24 protein-coding genes and 1 riboswitch are annotated in these 24,973 nt (G+C 51.3%); of the genes, 14 read left to right on the top strand and 10 right to left on the bottom strand.

Features of this window, described 5'->3' with window-relative positions:
• Positions 1-11: 11 nt before the first annotated feature.
• Positions 12-1,178 (top strand): acetyl-CoA C-acyltransferase FadA, encoded by a 1,167-nt coding sequence (gene fadA / locus L4D79_RS28600; RefSeq protein ID WP_428657034.1) that lies wholly within the window; start codon positions 12-14, stop codon positions 1,176-1,178.
• 163 nt (positions 1,179-1,341) lie between these two features.
• Positions 1,342-2,322: an acrylyl-CoA reductase (NADPH) gene (gene acuI / locus L4D79_RS28595; RefSeq protein ID WP_428657031.1), complete on the top strand. Its 981-nt coding sequence runs from the start codon at positions 1,342-1,344 to the stop codon at positions 2,320-2,322.
• 82 nt (positions 2,323-2,404) lie between these two features.
• Here acuI and L4D79_RS28590 read toward each other — a convergent pair whose 3' ends face one another.
• On the bottom strand, positions 2,405-3,346 hold the full coding sequence (locus L4D79_RS28590) for a LysR family transcriptional regulator (RefSeq protein WP_428657029.1): 942 nt from the start codon (positions 3,344-3,346) through the stop codon (positions 2,405-2,407).
• Positions 3,347-3,462: 116 nt separating this feature from the next.
• Positions 3,463-3,645 (bottom strand): hypothetical protein, encoded by a 183-nt coding sequence (locus tag L4D79_RS28585; RefSeq protein ID WP_428657026.1) that lies wholly within the window; start codon positions 3,643-3,645, stop codon positions 3,463-3,465.
• A gap of 139 nt (positions 3,646-3,784) precedes the next feature.
• On the opposite strand from L4D79_RS28585, the gene tusA reads away from it, so the two are divergent.
• Positions 3,785-4,033: a sulfurtransferase TusA gene (gene tusA, locus L4D79_RS28580; protein ID WP_107351542.1), complete on the top strand. Its 249-nt coding sequence runs from the start codon at positions 3,785-3,787 to the stop codon at positions 4,031-4,033.
• A gap of 62 nt (positions 4,034-4,095) precedes the next feature.
• Here tusA and L4D79_RS28575 read toward each other — a convergent pair whose 3' ends face one another.
• The 3 genes from L4D79_RS28575 to L4D79_RS28565 all read right to left on the bottom strand — a co-directional run bounded on the left by L4D79_RS28575 (position 4,096) and on the right by L4D79_RS28565 (position 6,065).
• Entirely contained in the window at positions 4,096-4,356 is a 261-nt protein-coding gene (locus L4D79_RS28575; protein ID WP_428657022.1) for a hypothetical protein, read from the bottom strand.
• Positions 4,357-4,531: 175 nt separating this feature from the next.
• Entirely contained in the window at positions 4,532-5,089 is a 558-nt protein-coding gene (locus L4D79_RS28570) for a TMEM165/GDT1 family protein (protein WP_428657019.1), read from the bottom strand.
• Positions 5,090-5,182: 93 nt separating this feature from the next.
• Positions 5,183-5,286: riboswitch (yybP-ykoY riboswitch) on the bottom strand.
• A gap of 89 nt (positions 5,287-5,375) precedes the next feature.
• Positions 5,376-6,065 (bottom strand): YiaD family glycine zipper/OmpA-like lipoprotein, encoded by a 690-nt coding sequence (locus L4D79_RS28565; protein ID WP_428657016.1) that lies wholly within the window; start codon positions 6,063-6,065, stop codon positions 5,376-5,378.
• Positions 6,066-6,350: 285 nt separating this feature from the next.
• Between L4D79_RS28565 and glyQ the strand changes: the two genes are divergently transcribed.
• The 3 genes from glyQ (at position 6,351) to L4D79_RS28550 (ending at position 11,022) form a co-directional block, all read left to right on the top strand.
• The gene (gene glyQ / locus L4D79_RS28560; protein ID WP_107351538.1) at positions 6,351-7,262 is read left to right on the top strand and encodes a glycine--tRNA ligase subunit alpha; all 912 of its coding nucleotides are present in this window, start codon (positions 6,351-6,353) and stop codon (positions 7,260-7,262) included.
• A 9-nt stretch (positions 7,263-7,271) separates the two neighbouring features.
• Positions 7,272-9,341, top strand: a complete 2,070-nt coding sequence (gene glyS, locus L4D79_RS28555) for a glycine--tRNA ligase subunit beta (protein WP_428657014.1) — start codon at positions 7,272-7,274, stop codon at positions 9,339-9,341.
• Between the two features lie 430 nt (positions 9,342-9,771).
• Entirely contained in the window at positions 9,772-11,022 is a 1,251-nt protein-coding gene (locus L4D79_RS28550; protein ID WP_428657011.1) for a valine--pyruvate transaminase, read from the top strand.
• A 439-nt stretch (positions 11,023-11,461) separates the two neighbouring features.
• Here the strand turns inward: L4D79_RS28550 and ibpA are convergent, their stop codons facing one another.
• The 5 genes from ibpA to dnaA all read right to left on the bottom strand — a co-directional run bounded on the left by ibpA (position 11,462) and on the right by dnaA (position 18,341).
• Complete coding sequence (gene ibpA, locus L4D79_RS28545) at positions 11,462-11,902, bottom strand: small heat shock chaperone IbpA (protein ID WP_428657009.1); 441 nt, start codon at positions 11,900-11,902, stop codon at positions 11,462-11,464.
• Positions 11,903-12,293: 391 nt separating this feature from the next.
• The gene (gyrB, locus tag L4D79_RS28540; RefSeq protein ID WP_428657006.1) at positions 12,294-14,708 is read right to left on the bottom strand and encodes a DNA topoisomerase (ATP-hydrolyzing) subunit B; all 2,415 of its coding nucleotides are present in this window, start codon (positions 14,706-14,708) and stop codon (positions 12,294-12,296) included.
• A gap of 19 nt (positions 14,709-14,727) precedes the next feature.
• Positions 14,728-15,807 carry a DNA replication/repair protein RecF gene (gene recF / locus L4D79_RS28535; RefSeq protein WP_428657003.1) on the bottom strand — a complete coding sequence of 360 codons (1,080 nt, stop codon included), beginning with the start codon at positions 15,805-15,807 and terminating at the stop codon, positions 14,728-14,730.
• A 4-nt stretch (positions 15,808-15,811) separates the two neighbouring features.
• Positions 15,812-16,912 (bottom strand): DNA polymerase III subunit beta, encoded by a 1,101-nt coding sequence (gene dnaN, locus L4D79_RS28530; RefSeq protein WP_428657000.1) that lies wholly within the window; start codon positions 16,910-16,912, stop codon positions 15,812-15,814.
• Between the two features lies 1 nt (position 16,913).
• Positions 16,914-18,341: a chromosomal replication initiator protein DnaA gene (gene dnaA, locus L4D79_RS28525; RefSeq protein WP_428656997.1), complete on the bottom strand. Its 1,428-nt coding sequence runs from the start codon at positions 18,339-18,341 to the stop codon at positions 16,914-16,916.
• A gap of 307 nt (positions 18,342-18,648) precedes the next feature.
• On the opposite strand from dnaA, the gene L4D79_RS28520 reads away from it, so the two are divergent.
• The 8 genes from L4D79_RS28520 (at position 18,649) to mnmE (ending at position 24,924) form a co-directional block, all read left to right on the top strand.
• Positions 18,649-19,404, top strand: coding sequence for an amino acid ABC transporter substrate-binding protein (locus tag L4D79_RS28520; protein ID WP_428656995.1), 756 nt, complete (start codon positions 18,649-18,651; stop codon positions 19,402-19,404).
• 86 nt (positions 19,405-19,490) lie between these two features.
• The gene (locus tag L4D79_RS28515) at positions 19,491-20,162 is read left to right on the top strand and encodes an amino acid ABC transporter permease (protein ID WP_428656993.1); all 672 of its coding nucleotides are present in this window, start codon (positions 19,491-19,493) and stop codon (positions 20,160-20,162) included.
• Positions 20,159-20,896, top strand: a complete 738-nt coding sequence (locus L4D79_RS28510) for an amino acid ABC transporter ATP-binding protein (RefSeq protein ID WP_428656991.1) — start codon at positions 20,159-20,161, stop codon at positions 20,894-20,896. Before L4D79_RS28515 ends, L4D79_RS28510 begins: the two co-directional genes overlap by 4 nt.
• A gap of 185 nt (positions 20,897-21,081) precedes the next feature.
• Positions 21,082-21,216: a 50S ribosomal protein L34 gene (gene rpmH, locus L4D79_RS28505; RefSeq protein ID WP_006233350.1), complete on the top strand. Its 135-nt coding sequence runs from the start codon at positions 21,082-21,084 to the stop codon at positions 21,214-21,216.
• A 13-nt stretch (positions 21,217-21,229) separates the two neighbouring features.
• Entirely contained in the window at positions 21,230-21,586 is a 357-nt protein-coding gene (gene rnpA, locus L4D79_RS28500; protein WP_428656988.1) for a ribonuclease P protein component, read from the top strand.
• Positions 21,553-21,810, top strand: a complete 258-nt coding sequence (yidD, locus tag L4D79_RS28495) for a membrane protein insertion efficiency factor YidD (protein ID WP_107351526.1) — start codon at positions 21,553-21,555, stop codon at positions 21,808-21,810. The genes rnpA and yidD overlap by 34 nt, the downstream gene beginning before the upstream one ends.
• A 2-nt stretch (positions 21,811-21,812) precedes the next feature.
• A complete protein-coding gene (gene yidC / locus L4D79_RS28490) occupies positions 21,813-23,420 on the top strand; it encodes a membrane protein insertase YidC (protein ID WP_428656985.1) in 1,608 nt (535 codons plus the stop codon).
• Between the two features lie 136 nt (positions 23,421-23,556).
• Positions 23,557-24,924 carry a tRNA uridine-5-carboxymethylaminomethyl(34) synthesis GTPase MnmE gene (gene mnmE / locus L4D79_RS28485; protein ID WP_428656982.1) on the top strand — a complete coding sequence of 456 codons (1,368 nt, stop codon included), beginning with the start codon at positions 23,557-23,559 and terminating at the stop codon, positions 24,922-24,924.
• Positions 24,925-24,973 lie beyond the last annotated feature (49 nt).

Below are 24,973 nucleotides of genomic sequence, written 5' to 3'. Positions count from 1 at the left end.
AGGAATTGAAAATGAATAACGTTGTAATCGTTGATTGTATCCGTACCCCAATGGGGCGCTCAAAAGGCGGTGCCTACCGCCATGTCCGCGCAGAAGACCTGTCAGCCCACCTTATGAAAGGCCTGCTGGCCCGCAACCCGCAAGTAGACCCAAGCAGCATTGAAGATATCTACTGGGGCTGTGTCCAGCAGACATTGGAGCAAGGTTTCAATATTGGCCGTAATGCCGCCCTGCTGGCCGGGATCCCCCACACCGTGGGTGCTACAACCGTCAACCGCCTGTGTGGCTCCTCCATGCAGGCACTGCATGATGCGACCCGCGCGATCATGGTTGGCGATGCTGATACCTGTATCATCGGTGGCGTCGAACATATGGGTCACGTCCCAATGAACCACGGGGTCGACTTCCATCCCGGTTTGTCAAAATCTGTCGCCAAGGCCGCAGGAATGATGGGGCTTACAGCAGAAATGCTGGGGCGAATGCACGGTATCAACAGGGAAATGCAGGATGCCTTTGCAGCCCGCTCCCACCAGCGGGCCCATGCTGCCACCATAGAAGGCCGGTTTGCCAGTGAAATCCTCCCGACCGAAGGTCATGATGCCGATGGTCGCCTGACACTATTGAGCCAGGACGAGGTGATCCGCCCGGATACTACAGCCGAGTCCCTTGCCACACTGCGCCCAGTATTCGATCCAGCCAACGGCACCGTTACCGCCGGCTCCTCTTCGGCGTTATCCGATGGGGCGTCAGCCATGCTGGTGATGAGCGAAGACAAAGCCAAGGCGCTAGGACTTACCATCCGCGCCCGGGTCAAAGCCATGGCGATTGCCGGCTGCGATCCTTCAATCATGGGATATGGACCGGTTCCGGCCAGCCAAAAAGCACTCAAGCGCGCAGGATTAACAATTGGTGATATTGGCATGGTCGAGCTCAATGAGGCCTTTGCCGCCCAGTCTTTGCCATGTGCCAAAGACCTCGGGCTGTTGGATGTTGTTGAAGAGAAGGTCAACCTCAATGGTGGCGCCATCGCTCTCGGCCACCCGCTTGGTTGTTCCGGTGCTCGTATCTCAACGACCCTCATCAACCTGATGGAGCATCAAGATGTCCAGTTTGGTCTCGCGACCATGTGTATCGGCTTAGGCCAGGGGATCGCTACCGTCTTCGAACGGGTTGAGTAAGTTCCTGTTATCATTAACAAGCCCGCACTTGCGGGCTTTTTTTGATCTAGACCTATTATGCGTAATAAACATAGATTAAATGATTAACTTTCATTTTATTCATAATTATTTCAGGTCTACACTCATAGCCAATTAAGACGCTTGTATAATTTGGAGCATCCCAATGTTTAAGGCACTAGTTCTAAACCAAGAAGAGAAAAAAACCATCGCAGCGATCGAGCAGCTGGACGACAGCCATCTTCCTGAAGGCGATGTTCTTATTGATGTCGATTACTCTTCCCTGAACTACAAAGACGGCTTGGCCATCACAGGTAAAGGAAAGATCATCCGTAACTTCCCTATGGTACCGGGTATCGACCTTGCCGGTACTGTCGTCAGCTCTGAAGATGCACGCTACCAAACCGGTGACAAAGTGGTGCTGACCGGCTGGGGTGTGGGTGAAAACCATTGGGGCGGTATGGCTCAACGCGCTCGCCTGAAAGCAGATTGGCTGGTTCCCCTGCCAACTGGTCTTGATAGCAAGAAAGCAATGATGGTGGGTACGGCTGGCTTCACCGCCATGCTATGTGTACAGGCGTTACTTGATGCGGATGTCAAACCAGACGCCGGCGAAATTGTGGTAACCGGTGCCAGCGGTGGTGTTGGCTCTGTCGCAGTTACCCTTCTTTCGCAACTGGGCTACAAAGTGGCGGCAGTGACTGGCCGCGTTGAGCAAAATGGTCCGCTACTAGAGAAACTCGGTGCGAGCCGCATCATTGACCGTACGGAATTCGAAGAGCCTGCACGTCCACTTGAAAAACAAGTTTGGGCTGGTGCTGTTGATACAGTCGGTAGTAAGGTATTGGCGAAAGTGCTGGCACAGATGGATTACAACAGCGCCGTTGCTGCTTGTGGCCTGGCAGGCGGTTTTGATTTGCCAACCACGGTTATGCCGTTCATCCTGCGTAATGTCCGCCTACAGGGTGTTGACTCGGTAATGTGCCCGACGGAGAAGCGTATCGCAGCATGGGAAAAACTGGTTGAGTTACTACCTGAGAGCTTCTACCAGCAAGCCTGTACCGAAGTAGAACTCGACGAGGCGCCTAGGTATGCAGATGATATTACCAACGGTCAAGTAACCGGCCGTGTTGTAATCAAGCTGTAAGTTCAGCGGCCACGATATCGCAAGCAAAAGCCGGGATCACTCCCGGCTTTTTTGTGTCTGTTTTTTGTCTGTATTTATTATCTCAGCCCAACCCCATGTCATCAATTCGCTTGGCGATCAGGCGGCTACACTCTTCTTTGACGATCGCCCGCAACCACTCCTGGGCTGGCGAATGCTCGCAGCGGGGATGCCAGATCATCGAATAATCAAACGGCGTAAAGGCAAATGGCAAAGGTTTCACCGCCAAGTCATAGCGCTCAGCAACCAGATAGGCCAAGTCGGCCGGTACGGTAATGATCAGCGGCATGGTATCGACAATCGCCAGCGCTGCCTCAAGGTGATACGCCCTCAATACCATTTTGCGCTTGGGCTGGCCCACCAAGGCTTGCTCTATCAAGGCCTTCACCCCATCACTTATTGCAATCATTGCATGGGGGTGAGCGAGGTAATCCGTTAAGCTCATGTCCTTATCGGCCAATGGATGATGTTTCGAGAGCAGACACAATACGCCGACCCGGCCAAGTATTTCGCTACGCAGCGGTTCAACGGGTCCGGTCGGCCGGCAAATAGCCAAGTCCGCGCCTTCATAAGTCAGCTGATCTGCTAACCTGTCATGTTGCAGCGGCAGGAATTCGAACGACACTTCCGGCGCTTCCTGGTAAATCCGCGGCAAGGCAAACGGCAAAATAGTCTGCATTGCGTAGTCCGTTGTCGCGATCGTAAACGTTTGATCGCAACAACGCGGATCAAACTCAACCGGGGAAAGTAGCTGCCGCAGTGACTCCAGCGGCTCACCCAACGCCCGATCAAACTCCAATGCCTTTTCCGTCGGGATCAAATGCTGGCCTTGGCGGGTAAATAGCGGATCACCCAGTAAATCACGCAACCGCCCCAGCACCCGGCTCATTGCCGATTGACTGAGGTTCAAACGGCTCGCGGCCTTGCTGACACTGCTTTCTTCTATCAGTACCCGCAACGCCACCAACAAATTCAAATCACGGCGATAGATGTCTTCTAATTCCACAATGCGCTACCTTGGGAGGAAAGTCTGTTAAACATTCTATCGTGCAGATAAAAAAAATCCCGCTATAAAAGCGGGGAAGCCCAAGAAAACTGGGGGAGTGTAGTAGATGTGCAATGTTAGCGTTCTTCTTCCTCGAGCTCAGGAGAATTGGTGAGTTCGAGCCAAAGTCCTAGCGCGGCGGCAATCAAACCACCCAGCGCAATAAAACTGGTGTTATTGGGCGCACGTAGCATCAGTGAGCAAAATGTAATGAAGCACAGTACGCTGTAAATAGTCAGGCGATCCATCTGAGTCAACATAGTTCCTCCTAATCCTTCAGAAGATAAACGTTAATGACTTGTTAAATAAGTTACACGTTTTATTTTGATTTGCCAACCCTTATTGATTAATTCTTGTCCATAAGTATGATCACAGTCTTCAACAGAAGATGTAGATGCTATGACCGCTATTTTTGACAATCCCACCCACAGTTTGGAAGCAGAAGGACTGCGCTGCCCAGAGCCTGTGATGATGGTGCGTAAAACCGTAAGGAAAATGGCCGAAGGCGATACCCTGCTCGTCACTGCCGATGACCCTTCAACAACTAGGGATATTCCCAGTTTTTGCCGATTCATGGATCACACCCTGATCGCAGCCGAAACTGACAACCTGCCTTACCGTTACTTGATCAGAAAAGGCACCAACTGACCCCCATTAAAAAAGGCAGCTCAATGAGCTGCCTTTTTGCTATTCAGAGACCTGCCCACGAGCTAGTCATCATCGCGGTAAGCATCACGCAACTGACGATTGGCCTTGTCGAGCTCATGGCGTAGATCGCGGATCTCCTTTTTCATCGGCAACACGTAGCGCAATCGCACCAAGGCATCCACCGACAGATAAGTCGTCACAATAGCCCCGACCACCATAGGTACCCACATATCGGTCAGCACCATACCAAGAATATTCAGCGCCAACGCAAAGTTGAATAACCAGAATTGACTCTGGGGTGATATTGCAAGAAAACGGTTCATAACCCCCTCCTGTACAGCGACAACCGTCCATAAGTTCTGGTTTCAACATATCACGCTAAACTTCCCGGCTCTGCTGCCACGCTCACACTTTAAACCCTTGTTATCAAAGAGTCATAACGGCTTGTGAATAAAGCTATAGAACCCGTCAGTTTCACGTGAAACACGCATTCAGCCGTTACATGCCAAACGCAGCAGCCAGTGCCAAACCGAAGAACAAGGATGCCGTAATTTTACGGATCAGACCCAACGGCATGCGCTCTGCAGACAGTTTACCGATCAACACCACCGGTACATTCGCCAGCAACATACCTATGGTCGTTCCCAGTACAACCCACACCAGGGCATCGCTGTATTTGGCCCCCAGCATGGTGGTCGCCACCTGTGTCTTGTCACCAATTTCAGCAATAAAGAACGCAATAAAGCTGGCCACGAACGGGCCACGGTTCGACACTGCTTCGTCGTCATCCAACTTATCGGGGATCAGAATCCAACCGGCCATGGCGACAAAGCTCACCACCAAGACCCACTTGAGCACTTCAGGGGTTAGATAATCCGCCACTACAACACCAAGCCAGGCGGCCAAGGCATGATTGGCAATGGTGGCAAAGAAGATCGCTAGAATGATGGGAATAGGTTTACGGTAGCGACTGGCCAGCAGCAATGACAACAATTGGGTTTTATCACCAATTTCCGCCAGGGCAACAGAAGTTATAGAGATAGCTAAAACACTCACGACATGCTCTTTGGGGCGAGGAAAATAACAAAAAACCACAGGTAAACGCGCACGCCCCACCCCGGTTCATGCTGGTTTACCGATGGTCTCGCCAAACTCACTAGTAGGATAAACGTGAGTCACAAACGCCATGAAGATTTTGCTTCAATTATGTTGACGTTTGTCTTGTCAGGACAAGAGGCTACTCCCCAAAGGTGCGGCAATTCTACACACTGCCCCCCGCGATCGCAAGGTACAAAAAAGGAGCCGCATGGGCTCCTTTTAACCAACAAGGTGTCTGGTTGAATTACCCTTGCGGCGATAGGACGATTTCGACACGGCGGTTCTGTGCACGGCCCTGCTCATTATCGTTTGACGCAATCGGGTGGGACTCACCCATCCCCTTGGTCACAATGCGGTTGTTGGCAACACCACCGCGTAATAGCTCATTACTGACTTCGCTGGCACGCACTTGCGACAGACGTAGGTTATAAGAAGCCGCACCGGTGCTATCGGTAAAACCGTACACATTCAGCATGGTTTCATCATATTCTTTGGCAACGAGCGCAACATTGGAGAGCGCCTTCTTGGCCTGACCACTGAGCGCGGTGTCATCAAAACCAAAGGTGATGGTGTTCGGCATATTGAGAATAATATTGTCGCCATCACGGGTCACACTGATCCCAGTAGATTGCAGTTGCTTCCGCAACTCAGCTTCCTGCACATCCATGTAGTAACCGATCCCTCCACCCAGTGCAGCACCAGAAGCCGCACCGATCAAGGCACCCTTTCCGCGGTCGCTCTTGCTAGAAGAGGCCACGCCGATCGCCGCGCCTGCAACAGCACCAATGAGAGAACCACTGGTCGCTTTCGCTGTTTGCTCTTCACCGGTATACGGGTTAGTCGTTGAACACCCAGTCGCCACCACAGCAGTTGCCGTGGCAAACACCAGGTTACGCATCCACTTGCTAGACTTAGCGCGATTAGTCAAATCCATATTGTTTACCTTTAGTCTTCTCGGCTATGTGCCGATGTAATTGTGTGCAACTTCTTTGTAGCTCAAAGCTATTTCATTGGCGCCAGCATTGTATCTGTCTGCCAGCAGCAGATATCAGAACAATGTCAAAAATCCGTTTGCCCTATCAAATCAGGCCTATTAATTTAAGCAAATTAAACAAAGATGACCAAAAAATATGCACTAGCCCTACTCGCTTAAGGGCTGCCGAGGTATACTGGATAGTTACTAAAAATCTCTCAATCCATTAATCACGCGAAGCTGACAATGCAGAAATACGATATTAAAACCTTTCAGGGCATGATCCTCGCGCTGCAGGATTACTGGGGCCAACAAGGTTGTACTATTGTGCAACCTCTGGACATGGAAGTAGGTGCAGGTACCTCTCACCCAATGACATGTCTTCGTGCTCTGGGTCCAGAACCAATTGCAGCGGCGTATGTACAGCCATCTCGCCGTCCTACCGACGGTCGTTACGGCGAAAACCCAAACCGCCTTCAGCACTACTACCAGTTCCAGGTGATCATCAAGCCATCGCCGGACAACATCCAGGAGCTATACCTAGGCTCGCTGGAAGCGCTGGGCATCGACACCAAAGTTCACGATATCCGCTTTGTAGAAGATAACTGGGAAAACCCAACATTGGGTGCCTGGGGTCTTGGCTGGGAAGTGTGGCTGAACGGAATGGAAGTAACTCAATTTACTTACTTCCAGCAAGTTGGTGGCCTTGAGTGTAAGCCTGTTACCGGTGAGATCACTTACGGTATCGAGCGTTTGGCGATGTACATCCAGGGCGTTGACTCTGTGTACGATTTGGTTTGGACCGACGGCCCGCTAGGTAAAGTAACCTACGGTGACATCTTCCACCAGAACGAGGTGGAACAGTCTACATACAACTTCGAACATGCTGATGTCGACTTCCTATTCACCTTCTTCGATCAATGCGAAAAAGAGTGTAAGGAGCTGCTTGAGCTTGAAACGCCACTGTCGCTTCCAGCGTACGAGCGAATCCTGAAAGCCGGCCATGCCTTCAACTTACTTGATGCGCGTAAAGCCATTTCGGTTACCGAACGCCAGCGCTACATCCTGCGAATCCGTAACCTGACTAAGCAGGTTGCAGAAGCTTACTACGCATCTCGTGAAGCCCTAGGTTTCCCTATGTGTAAAACAAACAAGTAAGGATACGGCATGAGCGATAAGAATTTCCTGATTGAACTTGGTACTGAAGAGCTACCACCAAAGGCCCTGCGTACCCTTGCCGAAGCGTTTGCTGACAATTTCGAAGCTGAGCTTTCAGCTGCAGCTCTAGCCCATCAGGGCGTAAAATGGTTTGCAGCCCCTCGCCGTCTGGCACTGAAAGTGACGGCACTTGCTGAAGGCCAGCCTGATAAAGTCGTAGAAAAGCGCGGCCCTGCTGTTGCTGCCGCTTTTGACGCCGAAGGTAATCCAACCAAAGCAGCCCAAGGCTGGGCTCGTGGTAACGGGATCAGCGTTGAACAGGCTGAACGTCTGAAAACCGACAAGGGCGAATGGCTGCTATACAAACAAGAAGTCAAAGGCAAACCTGCACAAGAACTGCTTTGTGAACTTGCAGCTTCAGCACTATCCAAGCTACCTATTCCCAAGCCAATGCGCTGGGGTGACAAAGAAACCCAGTTCATCCGTCCGGTAAAAACACTCACCATGCTATTGGGTGAAGATCTGATCCCTGGCACGATTCTGGGTGTTGAGTCTGCACGCGTAATCCGCGGTCACCGCTTTATGGGTGAAGCAGAGTTTACTATCGACAATGCTGACCAATACCCAGCTCTTCTTGAAGAGCGTGGTATGGTGATGGCTGATTACGAAGCACGTAAAGCAATCATTCTAGCTGGCGCCAAGCAAGCAGCAGCAGAAGTCGGTGGTATTGCAGATCTTGAAGACGAACTGGTTGAAGAGGTCACGTCCCTCGTTGAATGGCCTGTAGTACTGACTGCATCGTTCGAAGAAGACTTCCTAAACGTACCTTCTGAAGCGCTTGTTTACACCATGAAAGGTGACCAGAAGTACTTCCCGGTTTACGATGCTGAAGGCAACCTCGTTCCTAAGTTCATCTTCGTGTCGAACATCATCTCGAAAGATCCGAGCCAGATCATCAGCGGTAACGAAAAAGTGGTTCGTCCTCGCCTGGCGGATGCGGAGTTCTTCTTCAACACGGACCGTAAGCGTCCGTTGATCGAACGCCTGTCTGAACTTGACGGTGTATTGTTCCAGAAGCAACTTGGCTCACTGCGTGACAAGACAGACCGCATTACCGCACTGGCTGGTTACATTGCCCAGCAAATCGGCGGTGATGTCGAGCATGCCGAACGTGCAGGCCTACTGTCCAAGTGTGACTTGATGACCTCTATGGTATTCGAGTTTACCGACACCCAGGGTGTGATGGGCATGCACTATGCACGCCACGACGGTGAAGCTGAAGAAGTGGCTGTTGCACTAAATGAACAGTACATGCCTCGCTTTGCGGGTGACGACCTACCAAGCAGCGATGTATCCGCAGCCGTTGCAATGGCTGATAAGCTAGATACCCTAGTCGGTATCTTCGGAATCGGTCAGGCGCCAAAAGGTAGTGACCCGTTCGCCCTTCGTCGTGCCGCATTGGGTATCCTGCGTATCATCGTAGAGAAAGGTTACAACCTTGACCTTGTGAACCTGATTGGCAAAGCGCGTGAACTACTGGCTGACAAGCTAACCAACCACAACGTTGAAGCAGAAGTTATCGACTTCATGCTTGGCCGTTTCCGTGCTTGGTACCAAGACGAAGGCCACAGTGTTGATGTTATCCAAGCAGTACTGGCACGCCGCCCAACCCTGCCAGCTGACTTCGACAAGCGTGTTAAGGCCGTGAGCCACTTCCGCTCGCTAGATGCCGCAGAATCACTGGCAGCAGCAAACAAGCGTGTCGGTAATATCTTGGCGAAATTCGACGGTGAGCTTTCGGCAGAAATCAACCGTGACCTATTGGTTGAAGATGCAGAAAAAGCATTGGCTGAAAACGTGGAAACCATGCTGGCTTCCCTATCTCCAGTCTTCGCGAACGGCGATTACCAACAGGCACTGTCTGAACTAGCCACCCTACGTGAAGCCGTTGATGCCTTCTTCGATAACGTTATGGTTATGGCTGATGATGAGCAGTTGAAGGTGAACCGTCTAACGATGCTTAACCTGCTTCGTAACGAGTTCCTAAAAGTTGCTGATATCTCGCTACTGCAAAAGTAATAGCGTATTCGCCAGCAACGACATTGAAGCCCCAGTTTATACTGGGGTTTTTTTTGCCTGTCATTCAAGTGCCCCTCCGCCGCCCTTCACGTTATCCTCTACGCCGCGTGGGTATCACCACACCTTTCCACTGCTGCCCATTCGCTGTTTCACGTGAAACATTCACCAAAAAACATAGCGCCAAACGAAAAGTTGTCTGTTTCACGTGGAACAGTGAGGCGATCACGTATCCCTTCTAACTCCCACTACACTTTATAAGTTAATTGGAACCGCAGCGAAAATAAGGGCAACACTCTGGTAGGAAAATCAGGTAGTACAAAGGGTTTAACAAACGGCTTTGTTAAGGTATGTTGACGAACAGCACAACATAAACCATAACCATAACCATATCGAATAAGATAAACACAGCACACCGAGGTCAGACGTAAAGATGGAGTTTTCTACATTTGGTGACAAGTTCGCCCGCTACTCAGGTATCACCCAGCTAATGGATGATTTGAACGACGGATTACGCAACCCTGATGCCATCATGCTCGGCGGTGGTAACCCAGCCCAGATCCCTGAAATGGTAGAGTACTTCAACCAGCTCTGCAGCCAGATGGCCACCACAGGAGAGCTTACCCAGGCGTTGACCAATTACGACGGCCCACAAGGCAAGAATGTCTTCATCAACGCCCTTGCCAAGTTACTTAGCTCACGCTACGGCTGGGATATCAGCGCCAAAAATATTGCCCTGACTAACGGAAGCCAAAGTGCCTTCTTCAACCTGTTTAACCTACTGGCAGGTAAATTCAAAAACGGCAGGAAGAAGAAAATCCTATTGCCACTGGCACCAGAATACATCGGTTATGGTGACTCCGGCCTAAGTGACGATATGTTTATTTCGTACAAACCGGAAATCAGCCTACTTGATAACGGCCTGTTCAAGTACCATGTTGACTTCAACCATTTGGTGGTCGATGACAGCATTGGGGCTATCTGTGCCTCACGCCCAACAAATCCGACCGGCAACGTCCTGACCGATGAAGAAATCCAGCACCTTGATCAGCTCGCTCGCGAGCATGCTATCCCACTGATCATCGATAACGCCTATGGCATGCCATTTCCAGATATCATTTTTGAAGATGTTACCCCTCTTTGGAATGACAACACGATCTTGTGCATGAGCCTGTCCAAACTCGGGTTGCCCGGTGTGCGTTGTGGCATCGTGGTCGCCAAGGAAGAAATTGCCACGGCCATTGCTAATATGAACGGGGTGCTAAGCCTGGCGCCAGGCAGCGTTGGCCCTGCCCTTGGCTACAAGATGATTGAACAAAACGATTTGATGCGTTTGAGCGAAGACGTCATAAAGCCGTTCTACCTGCGTAAATCAAAGCATGCCGTGGAAATGCTACAACAGGCCATTACTGATCCAAGATTCAGGATCCACAAACCCGAAGGCGCTATGTTCCTGTGGCTGTGGTTCAAGGATTTGCCGATCAGTACCCTGGAGTTATACCGTCGCCTAAAAGCACGCGGTGTGCTCATTGTTCCCGGCGAGTACTTCTTCATCGGTCTGGATGAAGACTGGCAGCACGGCCACGAATGTCTGCGCATGAACTACGTCCAGGAAGATGACGTAATGCGAAGGGGTATCGAGATCATTGCCGAGGAAGTGGAAAAGGCTTACCAACACCAATAATTGGCTTAGCCTCACCCTACACCCTATTAGTAACGCTCACACAAAACAGGCTACTGAAGGTAGCCTGTTTCGTTTATCCAACCGTCATCAACAGGCGAGATCTCAGCTCAGCTATCAACCCTTACCCCGTTCGAACAGGTCCTCGCTCGCATTACAGCACGCCAACTAAAATCCACCAGCTTAAAAAATACGGCAGCTGGAGCTTAGGGCCAGCACCGATGCAGTAACCTTGGTTACTATGGCGATATATAATAGTGAGATAACAGCCCGACATCCCAAACGAGGTTTCACGTGAAACAGGCAACCAGGCGGGCTGGCTTTACTGGAAAACGTAGACGCCTCAATGCTAAGGCAACTGAACATAGGCAAAAGATACAAAAAAGGCCAGCACTCTGGCTGACCTTTCACACCTCTATCGGTTAATCAGGAGCAATCCTAATCACTCGCCTTCTAGCAGGCGACTACCGTTAATCGCAATCTTACGTGGCTTCTGCTCTTCAGGGATCTCACGCTCGAGATCAATATGAAGCAGACCATTTTCCATTTCGGCTCCCACCACTTTTACGTAGTCGGCCAATTGGAATTTACGCTCGAAGTCACGCTCAGCAATACCTTGGTATAGGTATTGGCGTTCAGTCTCGCCACTGGTTTCGCGAGTACCACGGACAATCAGTTTGTTTTGCTGCTGGGTGATATCCAGGTGCTCATCGGCGAAGCCGGCCACTGCCATAGTAATGCGGTAATGGTTCTCGTCTTGTTGCTCTATGTTATACGGAGGGTAGCCAGCATTGGCATTAGAAGCTGATTTTTCCATCTGGTTGAACAGACGATCAAAGCCGATAGCAGAACGGTATAGAGGAGTGAAATCTAGGTTTCGCATAGTGTTTATCCTTCTTTAGAAGCAATAGAATTAACGAATAATTGTTGAAGTGACTTTCCTACTGCGGACAAGCCGGTTGCAGGCCCAACCTGTGGCACCTTGCGCTTCACTAATAGATATAGGGGCGACAAAATGTCATTCCAACCCCTTTAACAAAAAAAATTTCCTTCCCTATGCCACTTCCCATATCTTGGCCCGCTCTCCTACTCCGCTCTCCTACTCCGCTCTCCTACTCCGCTCTCCTACTCCGCTCGCCTTATCCTCCCCGCTTACCTTAGGTTCACGAGGAGTCGCAGCCATGACGCAATAACATCACGATCAAGGATCCAAAAAAAACGCCGCACGAATGTGCGGCGTTTTCAGTCTTGACTGAGCACGTGGATATTAAAAATTAGATATCCAGGTTTGCATTCAGCGCGTTAGCTTCAATGAAGTTACGACGCGGTTCAACGTGATCACCCATCAAGGTGGTAAACAATTCATCGGCTGCAACAGCATCGTTGATATTTACCTGCATCATGCGACGGGTTTCTGGATCCATCGTTGTTTCCCACAACTGCTCTGGGTTCATCTCACCCAAACCTTTGTATCGCTGTAGAGAAAGGCCACGGCGTGACTCTTTGATCAACCAATCCAGTGCTTCTTTGAAGCTGGTAACCGGCTGCTTGCGTTCTCCGCGCTGCACATAGGCAGAATCTTCCAACAGCTCAAACAACGCTTCAGATAGATCCGCTAGCTTGCCGTACTCTTTCGAGTTAAGCAGATCTGCACTTAGCAGGTATTCATGTTCAACACCGTGGGTACGGACAATGACTTTCGGTAGCCATAGACCGTTTTCCTCATCATGCACAACCTCGAAGCTGTACTGGCTCTCACCAGACTGCTTAGCATTCAGTGCCACAACCAGCGCGTTCACCCAACCTTCCACATCACTTTCAGTGCTTAGTTTGTCGGCAGACAAACGTGGCTGGTAGATAAATTCATTCAGCAATAGTGTCGGGTAACGGCGGCTCATGCGCTCCACCAGCTTGGTCGCGCCATTGAACTGCTTAACCAGCGTTTCCAGTGCTTCACCCGAAATTGCAGGCGCACCTTCAGAGGTAAACAATGCAGCATTATCCAGTGCCAAGGCAACCTGGTACTGACCCATGTCCTCGTCATCCTGGATGTACTGCTCTTGTTTGCCCTTCTTCACTTTGTACAGTGGTGGCTGAGCAATATAGATATGACCACGCTCGATAAGCTCTGGCATTTGACGGTAGAAGAATGTCAGCAGTAGCGTACGGATGTGGGAACCATCGACATCGGCATCGGTCATGATGATGATGTTGTGGTAACGCAGTTTGTCCGGGTTGTATTCGTCACGGCCGATACCACAGCCCATTGCCGTGATAAGCGTTGCCACTTCCTGAGAAGACAGCATCTTGTCAAAGCGTGCTTTCTCAACGTTCAGGATCTTACCCTTCAACGGCAAGATAGCCTGGTTCTTACGGTTACGACCCTGCTTGGCACTACCGCCTGCAGAGTCACCCTCCACTATGTAAAGTTCAGAGAGGGCTGGATCTTTTTCCTGACAATCGGCTAGCTTACCCGGTAGGCCGGCAAGATCTAACGCGCCTTTACGGCGAGTCATTTCACGCGCTTTACGCGCCGCTTCACGGGCACGAGAAGCATCGATAATCTTAGAACAAACGGTCTTGGCATCCGATGGGTTTTCCAGAAGGAATTCACTCAGCTTCTCACCCATGGTTGATTCAACCGCTGGCTTAACTTCACTCGATACCAGCTTATCTTTAGTCTGGCTCGAGAATTTAGGATCCGGCACTTTCACCGATACAACCGCCGTCAGACCTTCACGAGCATCATCACCCGACGTCGCTGTCTTGGCCTTCTTCGAATAGCCTTCTTTATCCATGAAGTTATTCAGAGTACGGGTCAACGCACCACGGAAACCAGCCAGGTGGGTACCACCATCACGCTGCGGGATGTTGTTGGTGAAACAGTAAATATTTTCCTGGAAGCCATCGTTCCACTGCATTGCCACTTCTACCCCGATACCGTCTTCACGGGTAAAATCGAAGTGGAAGACTTTCGGGTGGATAGGCGTTTTGTTGCGGTTCAAGTGCTCAACGAAAGCACGAATACCACCTTCATACATGAAGTGATCTTGCTTGTCTTCTTCACGCTCGTCGATCAATCGGATAGACACACCGGAGTTCAGGAACGACAGCTCACGTAGACGCTTGGCCAGAATTTCATAGTGGAATTCGATGTTAGTGAAAGTTTCAGCACTCGGCCAGAAACGGATGCGGGTACCGGTTTTATCGGTATCAGCAATCACACCCAGAGGCGCTTCAGGCTCGCCATGACGGTAAATCTGCTGGTGTACAGAGCCACCGCGGTTAATCGTCAGTTCCACTTTTTCAGACAGGGCGTTCACCACTGACACACCTACCCCGTGCAGACCACCGGATACCTTGTAGGAGTTGTCATCGAACTTACCGCCAGCGTGAAGTACCGTCATGATAACTTCCGCTGCCGACACGCCTTCTTCAGGGTGCAATTCAGTCGGGATACCACGACCATCATCACTCACAGACACAGAGCCATCTTCATGGATAGTGACAATGATATCTTCACAGTGGCCAGCAAGAGCTTCATCGATAGAGTTATCGACTACCTCAAATACCATGTGGTGCAAGCCTGTACCGTCATCGGTATCGCCAATATACATCCCTGGGCGCTTACGTACCGCATCAAGGCCCTTAAGTACCTTGATACTTGATGAATCGTAGTTGTTGGACATTGAGTTACTCTCGCTTAAATTATCCTGCGGTTATTTTACCGTGTTCCACATGAAACATCTTACCATTTTCATCATGCATTTCCGATATTTGGTCAATGCTGATAGCACTGATAAAGACTTGCGCCCCGGTCTCTTTCAACCGCTGCGCCAACAGTGCCCGACGATGGCTATCCAGCTCGGAAGCAAAATCATCAATTAAATATATACATTGCTTACCCGTAGCTTCGGTCAGGTGCAATCCTTGCGCTAGGCGCAAAGCACACATCATCAGCTTTAGCTGACCACGGGAAAGTACATCTTCTACTGGGGTGCCGGCCACCTTTACCCGCAAATCCGCTTTGTGCGGTCCGCTGGCAGTGTAGCCCAGCTGGCTATCCCGTTCGAAATTACGCTGAAGTAGCTCAGCATAGGGGGTGTCTTTTTCCCAACCCCGGTAGTACCCGAGTTGGATATCAAATTCCGGCAAAAAGATTTCGCAGATCTCTTTGGCTTTTCGCTTTACGGCCTCGAGATAGTCGTGGCGCCATTGCGAAATCTGTTCAGCCAACACACTGAGCTCCTGATCCCAGTAGCTCAATTCACGATAATGCCGAGCGGTTTTGAGCAAGGCATTACGTTGTTTGGTTAACCGTTTTACCCGCATCCAAGCATGGTAGAACTGCGGTTCCACGTGAAACACGCCCCAATCAATAAAGGCGCGGCGGAACTTCGGTCCCCCAATCAATAAGTCAAAGCCTTCAGGCGTGATCAATTGCAAAGGCAGCAGTTGGGCCAATTGGGCTAACTTTTGGCTCCCTTCACCACCAATTTTTAGCTCGGTGGTGCCATCACGCTTCTTGTTGATACCAACAGGTAGTTCGATAGCTGAAGAGGATTGCAACCGGCCATGGACAAACAGCTGTTGCTGCTCATGGCGGATCACCCTGCCCGTCAGGTGGCTGCGGAACGAACGGCCATGGCCAAGGTAATGGATCGCTTCCAAAACACTGGTCTTGCCGCTGCCATTGGCCCCGACAAGAAAATTGAAGCCTGGCGACAACAATAAGTCACAGGCTTCAATGTTTCGAAAATCTTTAACGATCAGGCGTGTTAGCGACATGACCCTACAGCCTAATTGGCATCACCACGTACATGGCTTCGCCGTTGGCACTGTCTTCCAGCAAGGCACTGGCATTGGCGTCGGTCAGCGACCAGCGTACTTGTTCGCACTTAAGAGTGTTAAGCACATCAAGCACATAGCTGACGTTGAAACCAATTTCGAGTGCTTCACCTTGGTAGTCAACATCCAAAAACTCTTCGGCTTCTTCCTGTTCAGGGTTATTGGCAGTAATGCGCATCTCACCCGGAGAAAGGTTCACTCTCACGCCACGGAACTTTTCATTTGACAAGATAGCGGCACGGGAGAAAGCCTTGCGCAATTCGTCACAGCTCGCTTCGACTACCTTGTTGCTGTTCTGTGGCATCACGCGGCGGTAATCAGGGAAGCGACCATCAACCAGCTTGGACGTGAAGATATAATTATTCACTTCGGCACGGATATTGGAATGACCAATTTGCAGGCGGATCTCTTCGTCAGGGCTATCGAGCAGGCGCATCAGTTCCATCACCCCTTTACGCGGGACAATGATCTGCTTGGCTGGAAGCTCATCATGGGTCGCGACCGCACAGACCGCCATCCGGTGGCCGTCGGTGGCAACCGAACGCAGTTGCTGGCCATCGGTTTCAAACAGCATACCGTTCAGATAGTAGCGGACATCCTGATGGGCCATCGAAAACTGGGTGCTGTCGATAAGTTGGCGCATCTGCCCCTGGGGCAGCGTAATTTCGACTTCACTCTGCCAATCTTCGATGTTAGGAAAATCTGCCGCAGGCAGTACTGATAGCGTATAGCGGCTACGACCAGAGCGAATGATGGCACGATCACCTTCAAGGGAGACCGCAATATTGGCACTGTCTGGCAGGCCACGGCAAATATCAAGGAACTTGCGCGATGGGACCGTGACAGCCCCTTCTTCAACGTCACCTTCCAGCGCCAACTTGGCAATCATCTCTACTTCAAGGTCAGTACCTGTCATCGACAGGCAACCCTGCTCTACGACCAACAGAATATTGCCGAGGATCGGCAATGAAGGGCGGCTACCCAATGCACCAGAGACCTGCTGCAGGGGTTTTAATAGCTGTTCGCGTGCAACTGTAAATTTCATATTAAGATGACAATGTTCTTATGAGGTTAGAATAATCTTCTTTGATGTCATGGCTTTCCTCACGCAACTGCTCAATCTTGCGGCAGGCGTGCAGCACCGTTGTATGATCCCGGCCACCAAAAGCATCACCGATCTCCGGCAAGCTGTGGTTGGTCAACTCTTTGGCCAGAGCCATCGCCATCTGGCGCGGACGGGCCACCGAGCGGGAGCGGCGCTTGGATAGCATATCAGCCATCTTAATCTTATAGTACTCAGCCACGGTCTTTTGAATATTATCGATCGTGACCAGTTTTTCCTGCAAGGCCAGCAAATCTCGCAGCGCCTCACGGACAAAATCAATCGTGATGGCACGGCCGGTAAAGTTGGCATTGGCGATCACCCGGTTCAGGGCCCCTTCCAACTCACGGACATTGGAGCGCAGACGTTTGGCAATGAAGAACGCTACTTCATCAGCCAAACGGATATTGTGATCCTCAGCCTTCTTCATCAGGATTGCGACGCGGGTTTCCAGCTCCGGCGGCTCGATAGCCACCGTCAGGCCCCAGCCAAATCGCGATTTGAGGCGATCCTCCACCCCATTGATCTCACGCGGGTAACGGTCAGACGTCAGGATGATCTGCTGGTTGCCTTCTAGTAGCGCATTAAAGGTGTGGAAGAATTCTTCCTGCGAGCGCTCCTTGTTGGCAAAGAACTGGATATCATCGATCAGCAGTGCGTCGACGCTGCGGTAGTAGCGCTTGAACTCTTCGATGGCATTGTTCTGCAACGCCTTGACCATATCCTGGACAAAACGCTCGGAGTGCATGTACACCACTTTGGCATTGGGCTTGCGATCGGCAATGGCATTGCCAACGGCATGCAGCAAGTGGGTTTTACCCAAACCGGTTCCACCATAGAGAAACAGCGGGTTGTACGCTGCCCCCGGGTTATCGGCCACCTGACGACAAGCTGCCAGGCCTAGCTGGTTCGATTTACCCTCAACAAAGTTGTTGAAATTGTGCTTAGGGTTCACGTTGGAGCGGTAGCCTGACTGCGACTCGGGCTGCACTGGCGACGGCGCAGGCTCCCAGGTACGCGAAGGTGTATCGTCGACAACAGGCGGTGCTGGCGTCGCGACAACCGTGGCCGGAACCGGTGTCAGGGTCGGTGGAGGTGAAACGCGCTGTGGCGACGGCGCGACAACGCGCCGGCTACCCACCTCAAATCGCAGGATCGGCACGTCGTTACCGCAGAACTCATTGAGCAGGCGGTTGATGTTGTTGAGGTACTTATCGCGGACCCAATCCAGCACAAAGCGGTTGGGCGCAAACAAGGTCAACGTATTGTCGCTCAACTCGGCTTGAAGCGGTCGAACCCACATACTGAATTCTGTTGCAGGGAGTTCCTCTTGAAGGCGTTGAAGGCACTGCAACCAAAGCGAAGATGACAAGCTCGACTCCACACTGAATAACTAAACACTAAAAGGGATGCAATTTTATACCCGCTGGCTCAGGATCGCCAGCAAAGAGATCGCAGATCAAGTGAATAAGATCTGACTTATTCACATGGATCGCACAATTATACTCGCGATCACCACAATTTTACCCCTGCTTACCCACAAATCCATAAACAACGCCCATTTATCTCTCTTACGAAAAGTTATTTAAAATAACTCCAAGTTATTTAAAGAAACCTATTATTAACAGATAGGATAATTCCTACAGAACATCATCACAGCAACCTGAGGAGTAAACAGGATGAAAAGCTGGGTAACAACTTCATTGACTGCCATCGCCCTAACGTTATCGGTTAGCCACACAGCGATGGCTGCCACCGATGTAAAAGTAGGAATGTCAGGACGCTATTTCCCTTTTACCTTTGTTAAGCAAGATCAGCTACAAGGCTTTGAGGTCGATCTGTGGAACGAGATCGGCAAACGCAATGACTACAGCGTCGAATTTGTTACCGCTAACTTCTCCGGTTTGTTCGGTTTGCTGGAAACAGGTCGAATCGACACGATCTCCAACCAGATCACCATGACCGATGAGCGCAAGGCCAAGTACCTGTTCTCGCACCCTTACGTGGTCGATGGAGCACAATTGGTCGTGCGCAAGGGCAATGACACCATCGCTGGCACGGCCGATCTGTCCGGCAAGACTGTCGGGGTTAACCTGGGCTCAAACTACGAGCAACTCTTGCGCAAACTGGATACCGAGGGCACCATCAACATCAAGACCTACGATACCGGTATCGAGCACGATGTGGCCCTTGGCCGTACCGATGCCTTCGTAATGGACCGCCTGTCGTCGCTTGAGCTGATCAAAAAAGCCAACCTGCCACTGGAATTGGCCGGTGAACCGTTCGAAATCATCGAGAATGCCTGGCCGTTCGTGCAAGGCGACAAAGGCGAAAAGCTGCGTGACGAGGTCAATATTGCCCTCGAAGCGATGCGCAAAGACGGCACCCTGGCCGAGATTTCCATCAAGTGGTTTGATGCCGACATCACCCACTAAAAACACCTGCTATTCTTCATAACAAAAGGCTCACCCTCGGGTGGGTCTTTGTCGCTGAAAAACCACAGTAAAAAAGAAGACACCATATGGGTTTTGATTTTGACTACATGCTCTCCCTCATGCCGACCTTGTTCAAATACCTCGGCACAACAATGGGAATGGCACTCTGGGGCTTAGTGTTCGCCCTGATCATCGCATTGGTACTGGCATTGCTACGCACTTACCGCATTCCAGTACTCGATCAGCTCAGCCAGCTCTATATCAGCTTTTTCCGCGGTACACCGTTGCTGGTACAGCTCTTCCTGCTCTACTACGGTCTGCCGCAAGTGATGCCAGTCTTTGTGGGTCTCGATGCCTTTACCGCCGCCGTCATCGGCCTGAGCCTGCATTTTGCCGCTTACATGGCCGAGAGTATCCGTGCAGCCATCCTAGGTATCGACCGCAGCCAACGCGAAGCCAGCCTGTCAATTGGCATGACCGAACTACAGGCCATGCGCCGGATCATCCTGCCACAGGCCACGCGTGTCGCCCTGCCATCGCTAATGAACTATTTCATCGACATGATCAAATCAACTTCGCTGGCTTTCACCCTTGGGGTGGCTGAAATCATGGCTATGGCCCAAATGGAGGCCTCTTCCAGCTTCAAGTTCTTCGAGGCATTCCTTGCCGTTGCCCTTATCTACTGGGGTATCGTTCTAGTCTTGACCCGGATACAAAACTGGGCAGAAGCCAAACTCAACAGGGCTTATACACGATGATTAAGATTGAAAACCTGACCAAGCGCTTTGGCGATGCGACAATTTTTTCTGGGCTCGATTTAACCATCAGCAAAGGTGAAATCGTGGTGGTGATCGGCCCATCGGGCACCGGAAAATCAACCCTGCTGCGCTGTGTCAATTTCCTTGAAACCGCCGATGAAGGACATCTGACCTTGGGCGATGTCTCGGTCGACAGCCAACAGGCCGGCCAAAAAGAGGTACTGGCACTGCGTCGCAAGACCGGTTTTGTCTTCCAGAATTACGCCCTATTTGCTCACCTGACAGCACGACAAAATATCGCAGAAGGCCTTATCACCGTTAAGGGCTGGAACAAAGAGGAAGCCCACCAGAAGGCCCAGCAGATCCTTGACGACATCGGCCTTGGCGACAAGGGCGATCATTACCCTGCCGCCCTGTCTGGCGGCCAGCAGCAACGGGTCGGTATCGGTCGTGCAATGGCGCTCGAAGCCGAGCTGCTGCTGTTTGACGAGCCGACATCGGCACTGGATCCCGAGTGGGTCGGTGAGGTATTGAGCCTGATGCAGAAACTGGCCACCCGGCACCAGACCATGCTGGTGGTCACTCACGAAATGCAATTTGCCCGCGAAGTGGCCGATCGGGTGATCTTTATGGCCGATGGCGGCTTTGTCGAACAAGGCACTCCGGATCAGATCTTCGGGAACCCGCAAGATCCGAGGCTGAAGAAGTTCCTGAGCCAAGTTGGGATCCGTTAAGGATCCTTGCACTCTGGCAAATAGGAAGTATAATTCAGCGCCCGTAGTTCTCTGCGGGCATAATTATTGACTATTTAAGAGTCAGTGATTACAATTCCGCCTCTTTGATTAGAGGCAACGACTGAAAACAGTCGCTAAACTCTAACCAAACTTAAAAACTGATCAGTTAATTTAAGGTAAAACCCATGAAACGCACTTTTCAACCATCAGTTCTAAAGCGCAAGCGTAGCCACGGTTTCCGTGCACGCATGGCTACTAAGAACGGTCGCGCAACAATCAACGCTCGTCGCGCTAAAGGCCGTAAGCGTCTTTCTAAGTAATCATCAGATTATTTTGAGTAAGAACGCTTTCTCTCGGGAGTTACGTCTGTTAACTCCCGAACATTACAAAAAAGTCTTCCAGCAAGCTCATCGTGCTGGCTCTCCCCACTTAACTATTCTTGCCCGCAATAACAACCTTGACCATCCGCGTCTTGGCTTGGCTGTCCCGAAGAAACAGATCAAAACTGCCGTTGGCCGTAACAAATTCAAACGTATTGTGCGCGAGAGTTTCCGCCTGAAGCAACACGATCTGCCAGCTAAGGATTTTGTCGTTATCGCCAAGAAGAGTGCCAGTGAGCTGAGCAACGAAGAACTTTTCAAGCTTCTAGAGAAATTATGGCATCGCCTGTCTCGCCCTTCGCGTGGCTAGTCATCAGACTAGTCCGCTTTTACCAACTAGCAATAAGTCCGCTTATTGGCCCCCGCTGTCGCTTTACCCCTACATGTTCCCAATACGCTATAGAGGCGATAAAAACGCATGGAGCGATAAAAGGTGGTTGGTTCGCGGCGAAACGTCTATTAAGATGTCATCCTTTAACCGACGGTGGTTATGACCCCGTTCCGCCAACCAAGCATAACGACAGAGATAATTAACGATGGATTCCCAACGCAATATTCTGTTAATTGCCCTACTGTTTGTCTCTTTCCTACTGTTCCAACAGTGGAATACTGACAGCAACCCGCAACCGCAGGGTGTAGCGCAACAAGTCAACAACAGTGGTGATGTGCCTTCGCATTCCGCTGACGGCCAGACTATCACTGACCAAAGCACGTCAAACAACCTAATCACCATTAATACAGATGTACTGGCGCTTACTGTCGATACGCTTGGTGGTGACATCATCGAAGCCAAACTACTGGCTTACGACAACGAATTGGAATCTGAAGACCCATTCGTTCTCCTGAAAGACGAACAGGGCCACAGCTACACGGCTCAATCAGGCTTGATCGGTGCCCAGGGTATCGATACAGCAGCCGGTCGTGCCCAGCTACAAGTATCCGCTGACAGCTTCACGCTAGAAGATGGCCAGGACGAACTGCGTGTTCCGATGACCTACGAGCAAGACGGCATCAGCTACACCAAAACCTTCATCCTGAAGCGTGACAGCTATGCTGTTGATGTGGAATACAGCATCAACAACCAATCAGCGCAGCCAGCCAGCGTGCAAATGTATGCCCAGCTGAAGCAGAACCTGATGGATGATGGTGGTAGCCTGACCATGCCAACCTACCGCGGTGGTGCATACTCGGCTGACAACGTGAAGTACAAGAAGTACAGCTTCGATGATATGCAGGACAAGAACTTGAACCTGGATATGAATCAAGGCTGGGCGGCAATGATGCAGCACTACTTTGTAACTGCATGGATCCCACGCGCGGAAGAAGCGAGCAACCTGTACACCCGCACCGGCAATGGTCAGGGCTACATCGGTGTGCGTATGCCAACAACCACTGTTGCACCTGGTAGTGAGGAATCACTAACAGCAACATTATGGGTTGGTCCTAAGCTGCAAGACCAGATGGCTGCGACGGCAGCAAACCTGAACCTGACAGTCGACTACGGCTGGCTATGGTTTATTGCAAGCCCGCTTCACAGCCTGCTGTCGTTCATCCAAGGCATCGTGGTTAACTGGGGTCTGGCAATCATTATCCTGACTTTCATTGTTCGTGGTGCGATGTACCCGCTGACTAAAGCGCAGTACACCTCCATGGCGAAAATGCGTATGCTGCAGCCAAAACTGCAAGCAATGCGTGAGCGTCTGGGCGACGACCGCCAGCGCATGAGCCAGGAAATGATGGAACTGTACAAGAAAGAGAAAGTGAACCCGCTGGGTGGCTGTCTACCAATCTTGCTACAGATGCCTATCTTCATCGCGCTTTACTGGTCACTGATGGAATCGGTTGAGCTTCGTCATACGCCATTCTTTGGCTGGATTCACGACCTATCAGCACAGGACCCGTACTACATCCTGCCGATCCTGATGGGTGCGACCATGTTCATGATCCAGAAGATGAGCCCGACGACGGTTACTGACCCGATGCAGCAGAAGATCATGACCTTCATGCCGGTGATGTTCACCTTCTTCTTCCTGTTCTTCCCGTCAGGTCTAGTCCTATACTGGCTAGTATCTAACGTCGTAACGCTTATCCAGCAGACGTTGATTTACCGTTCACTGGAAAAGAAAGGCCTGCATAGCAAATAATGCAGTCCTGAGTTAAGAAAAAGGCGGCCTGCAGGCCGCCTTTTTTATTATCCCAATCCCAAGCGCTTGCCATTGCTGGGCAATCGCCACTACTCTGTTTACAATTGCAACGTATTTATCAAGCTAAGCCAAAATTATGACTGAACATACAGATACCATTGTTGCCCAAGCCACCCCTCCGGGCCGTGGCGGCGTCGGGATCATCCGCGTCTCGGGCCCGAAAGCCAAAGAGGTCACCCTTGCCGTTGCCGGCCGTGAGCTCAAACCGCGCTATGCCGAATACCTATCGTTCAAAAATGAAGATGGTACGGCATTGGATCAGGGTATTGCTTTGTTCTTCAAGGGCCCTAACTCATTTACCGGTGAAGATGTCCTTGAGCTTCAAGGCCATGGCGGACCGGTACTGATGGATATGATGATCCGCCGCATCTTGGAAGTCGATGGCATCCGTGCCGCGCGCCCGGGTGAATTCTCCGAACGTGCGTTCATGAATGACAAACTCGACCTGGCGCAAGCTGAGGCGATTGCCGACCTGATTGATGCCAGCTCTGAGGAAGCAGCAAAAAGTGCCTTCAAATCGCTGCAGGGAGCCTTCTCGGCCCGCGTCAATGAATTAGTTGAGGCCCTAATCCACCTTCGCATCTACGTCGAAGCCGCGATTGACTTCCCGGAAGAAGAAATCGACTTCCTGTCCGACGGCAAGGTCTCCGGCGATCTCAATGGCATTATCGGCCGTTTAGAGGCTGTGCGCCGTGAAGCCAACCAGGGCGCTATCATGCGTGAAGGGATGAAGGTGGTGATTGCCGGCCGTCCGAACGCTGGTAAATCAAGCCTGCTCAATGCCCTCTCCGGCAAGGACAGCGCGATTGTCACCGATATTGCCGGCACGACCCGTGACGTACTGCGCGAGCATATTCACATTGATGGCATGCCTTTGCATATCATCGATACCGCCGGCTTGCGTGAAGCCTCTGACGAGGTAGAGCGCATTGGTATCGAGCGGGCCTGGGAAGAAATCCAGCAAGCCGACCGCGTGCTGTTTATGGTCGACAGTACCACCACCGACGCCACCGACCCGGCAGAGATTTGGCCGGAATTTGTCGAGCGTTTACCGCAAGGCTTAGGCATAACAGTGATCCGTAACAAAGTGGAGCTGACCGGAGAGAGTACAGGGATTTGCCACGTCAACAACCCGACCCTTATCCGCCTCTCGGCCCGTACCGGTGAAGGCGTTGAGCCGCTGCGTGAACACCTCAAGGAGTGCATGGGCTTTGCCGGCACCACCGAAGGTGGCTTTATGGCCCGCCGCCGCCACCTTGACGCTCTGGAGCGCGCTGCCAACAACTTGGACACCGGCAAAGAGCAGCTGGAAGGCTTCATGGCCGGAGAAATCCTTGCCGAGGAACTCCGCCTTGCTCAGCAGCACCTGAGTGAAATTACCGGCGAGTTTACCTCCGATGATCTGCTCGGCCGGATCTTTACCTCGTTCTGTATCGGAAAATAGCCGATCCCCGATCGCGATCAGTTCAACAGCCTGTTTCGGATCCTCGTGA

The organism is Photobacterium satsumensis (assembly GCF_050336935.1).
GTDB classification, from domain to species: Bacteria; Pseudomonadota; Gammaproteobacteria; order Enterobacterales; family Vibrionaceae; genus Photobacterium; species Photobacterium satsumensis.
This window is presented reverse-complemented; position numbering and strand designations above follow the sequence as displayed.

What these genes read in the sequence shown, in the direction of transcription:
- fadA (WP_428657034.1), top strand. Translation starts at nt 12, where the DNA reads ATGAATAACGTTGTAATCGTTGATTGTATCCGTACCCCAATGGGGCGC.
- acuI (WP_428657031.1), top strand. Translation starts at nt 1,342, where the DNA reads ATGTTTAAGGCACTAGTTCTAAACCAAGAAGAGAAAAAAACCATCGCA.
- L4D79_RS28585 (WP_428657026.1), bottom strand. Translation starts at nt 3,645, where the DNA reads ATGTTGACTCAGATGGATCGCCTGACTATTTACAGCGTACTGTGCTTC.
- tusA (WP_107351542.1), top strand. Translation starts at nt 3,785, where the DNA reads ATGACCGCTATTTTTGACAATCCCACCCACAGTTTGGAAGCAGAAGGA.
- L4D79_RS28575 (WP_428657022.1), bottom strand. Translation starts at nt 4,356, where the DNA reads ATGAACCGTTTTCTTGCAATATCACCCCAGAGTCAATTCTGGTTATTC.
- L4D79_RS28565 (WP_428657016.1), bottom strand. Translation starts at nt 6,065, where the DNA reads ATGGATTTGACTAATCGCGCTAAGTCTAGCAAGTGGATGCGTAACCTG.
- glyQ (WP_107351538.1), top strand. Translation starts at nt 6,351, where the DNA reads ATGCAGAAATACGATATTAAAACCTTTCAGGGCATGATCCTCGCGCTG.
- glyS (WP_428657014.1), top strand. Translation starts at nt 7,272, where the DNA reads ATGAGCGATAAGAATTTCCTGATTGAACTTGGTACTGAAGAGCTACCA.
- L4D79_RS28550 (WP_428657011.1), top strand. Translation starts at nt 9,772, where the DNA reads ATGGAGTTTTCTACATTTGGTGACAAGTTCGCCCGCTACTCAGGTATC.
- ibpA (WP_428657009.1), bottom strand. Translation starts at nt 11,902, where the DNA reads ATGCGAAACCTAGATTTCACTCCTCTATACCGTTCTGCTATCGGCTTT.
- gyrB (WP_428657006.1), bottom strand. Translation starts at nt 14,708, where the DNA reads ATGTCCAACAACTACGATTCATCAAGTATCAAGGTACTTAAGGGCCTT.
- recF (WP_428657003.1), bottom strand. Translation starts at nt 15,807, where the DNA reads ATGTCGCTAACACGCCTGATCGTTAAAGATTTTCGAAACATTGAAGCC.
- dnaN (WP_428657000.1), bottom strand. Translation starts at nt 16,912, where the DNA reads ATGAAATTTACAGTTGCACGCGAACAGCTATTAAAACCCCTGCAGCAG.
- L4D79_RS28520 (WP_428656995.1), top strand. Translation starts at nt 18,649, where the DNA reads ATGAAAAGCTGGGTAACAACTTCATTGACTGCCATCGCCCTAACGTTA.
- L4D79_RS28515 (WP_428656993.1), top strand. Translation starts at nt 19,491, where the DNA reads ATGGGTTTTGATTTTGACTACATGCTCTCCCTCATGCCGACCTTGTTC.
- L4D79_RS28510 (WP_428656991.1), top strand. Translation starts at nt 20,159, where the DNA reads ATGATTAAGATTGAAAACCTGACCAAGCGCTTTGGCGATGCGACAATT.
- rpmH (WP_006233350.1), top strand. Translation starts at nt 21,082, where the DNA reads ATGAAACGCACTTTTCAACCATCAGTTCTAAAGCGCAAGCGTAGCCAC.
- yidD (WP_107351526.1), top strand. Translation starts at nt 21,553, where the DNA reads ATGGCATCGCCTGTCTCGCCCTTCGCGTGGCTAGTCATCAGACTAGTC.
- yidC (WP_428656985.1), top strand. Translation starts at nt 21,813, where the DNA reads ATGGATTCCCAACGCAATATTCTGTTAATTGCCCTACTGTTTGTCTCT.
- mnmE (WP_428656982.1), top strand. Translation starts at nt 23,557, where the DNA reads ATGACTGAACATACAGATACCATTGTTGCCCAAGCCACCCCTCCGGGC.